The sequence below is a fragment of the Photorhabdus heterorhabditis genome (assembly GCF_001280945.1).
Taxonomy (GTDB): Bacteria; Pseudomonadota; Gammaproteobacteria; order Enterobacterales; family Enterobacteriaceae; genus Photorhabdus; species Photorhabdus heterorhabditis.
Window position 1 is genome coordinate 1 of record NZ_LJCS01000248.1, and the last position, 397, is coordinate 397.

Annotated in this window: 1 protein-coding gene; it reads left to right on the forward strand. The window is 49.1% G+C overall.

The window, feature by feature from the left end; translation table 11 throughout:
• Positions 1–17: 17 nt before the first annotated feature.
• Positions 18–397, forward strand: a 380-nt coding sequence (locus tag AM629_RS21575; RefSeq protein WP_152912080.1) for an IS110 family RNA-guided transposase, incomplete at its 3' end; no start/stop codon positions are given.

Here is a 397-nt window from a genome sequence, read left to right on the forward strand (position 1 = left end):
TTTAAGAGGCCACCATCATGAACACTATCGCATTGATTGGCATCGATCTTGGCAAGCATTCCTTTCATATCCATTGTCAGGATCAATCAGGAAAAGCGTTGCTGCGTAAAAAATTCACCCGAACTAAATTGATGGAATTCTTAGCTGGCTGCTCTCCGGCAATAGTGGTGATGGAAGCCTGTGCGGGCGCGCATTTCATGGCAAGACGGATCGCTGATTTTGGGCATGAGGCCAAGCTGATTTCACCGCAGTTTGTCCGCCCTTTTGTCAAAAGTAACAAGAATGATTTTATTGATGCGGAGGCTATCTGTGAAGCTGCTTCACGGCCCTCAATGCGTTTTGTTCAGCCCAGAACAGAAGCCCAACAAGCCATGCGCGCCCTGCACCGTGTCCGGGA